The organism is Micromonospora sp. NPDC000207, from assembly GCF_040300925.1.
Taxonomy (GTDB): domain Bacteria; phylum Actinomycetota; class Actinomycetes; order Mycobacteriales; family Micromonosporaceae; genus Micromonospora.
Genome location: NZ_JBEPEQ010000234.1, coordinates 1 through 1566 on the forward strand (window position 1 = coordinate 1; position 1566 = coordinate 1566).

The 1566-nt window shown below is 75.3% G+C and carries 2 protein-coding genes; both read left to right on the top strand.

Annotated elements, in window-relative coordinates:
* A partial coding sequence (locus ABT336_RS27370; protein WP_350900482.1) for a tetratricopeptide repeat protein occupies positions 1-321 on the top strand: 321 nt, incomplete at its 5' end.
* A 31-nt stretch (positions 322-352) separates the two neighbouring features.
* Positions 353-1566: vWA domain-containing protein (locus ABT336_RS27375; protein ID WP_350900484.1), on the top strand; the 1214-nt coding region annotated here is incomplete at its 3' end.

The following is a 1566-nucleotide window of genomic DNA, read 5'->3' on the forward strand; positions in this document are numbered from 1 at the left end:
CGGATGCTGCTGGAGGCACCCGACGACGACGGCCGTCGGCTCACCGCCGCCCTCGACGCCGCCGTCGTCGTGGAGAAGCTGCCTCCGTTCGCCGAGCGGGACCTCGTCGAGGCGTACCTGTTGCGGGTGGCGCTCGACGGCGACCTGCGGGACGGGCGGCACACCGGTCGGCACCTGTTCGGCCACCGACTGGACGAACGCGACCTGCGCCGGGCCTTCGAGCGGGTGTGCCGTCGGCTGGCCGCCGCCACCGCCGACCGGGCGGAGCGGATCGCGCTCGTGGACCTCGCCAACGCCACCCGGCCGGTCACCTGGTGGTGACCGGCCACTGCGACCCGAGGAAGGGGGCCCCGTGACCGAAGCGGACGGCCTGCGGCTCGACCTGAGCGCGCACCACAGTGAGTACCTGCCGACCGAGGGCGGGACGGTGGACGTCGTCGCCGCCGTCCGCGCCGCCGCCGACGGGCCCGCCCCCCGCCACGACGGTCTCGCCGAGGTGCTCCTGCTCGACTGCTCCGGCTCGATGGGGGCACCCCAGGCCAAGATGCGGGCAGCCCGTACCGCCACCCTCGCGGCGATCGACGCCCTCCCCGACGGGGTCGCCTTCGCCGTGGTGGAGGGCACCAGCCAGGCCCGGATGATCTATCCGGGCCGGCGGACCCTGGCCCGGGCCGACGAGAGCACCCGGGCGGCGGCCAAACGGGCGGTGGGGCGGGTGGCACCGCACGGCGGGACCGCCATCGGCGAGTGGTTGCTGCTCGCCCGGGACCTTCTGGCCACCCGGGCGGACGCGATCGGGCACGCGATCCTGCTCACCGACGGCCGAAACGAGAGTCAGCGCGCCTGCGACCTGCGGGCGGCGGTCCGGGCCTGCACCGGACGGTTCACAGTCGACTGTCGGGCGATCGGCTCGGCCGACGGGGTCCACGACTGGGACGGCCCGGAGTTGCTGGGCATCGCCGGTGCGCTCGGTGCCAACCCCGTCGTCCCGGTGGAGGACCTGACCGGGCTCGCCGACGAGTTCGCGACGGTGCTGGGTCGGGCGCTCGCGCACCGGTCCGGCGCCGCCCGCCTGCGGGTACGCACCGGCGGCCTGGCCCGGGTGCGGTTCGTCAAGCAGGTCTACCCGACCATCGTCGACCTGACCGCCCGGGGGGTGGCTGTCGGGGACCACACCACCGACTACCCGATCGGCGCGTGGGGTCCGGCCGACCGGCGTGACTACCAGATCGCCCTGGAGGTCGACGCGATGTCCTCGGGTGCCCGCCGTCGGGTCGCCTGGCTGGGGGTGCCCGCCGACGGGGAGTCCGACCCGGCGGAACTCCCGGTGGACGTGGAGTGGAGCGAGGAGCTGGAGCTGTTCTCCCGGGTGCACGAGACCGTCGCCCACTACACCCACCAGGAGGGGTACGCCGACCAGGTCAGGTCCGCGTTGGAGGCGGCCCGGGCCGGGCGGTTGACCGAGGCCGAACAGCACCTGGGACGGGCCGTGGCCATCGCCCACGCCGGGGGCCACGAGGACAAGCTGCGGCACCTCGCCCGGGTCGCCGAGGTGCTCGACCCGGA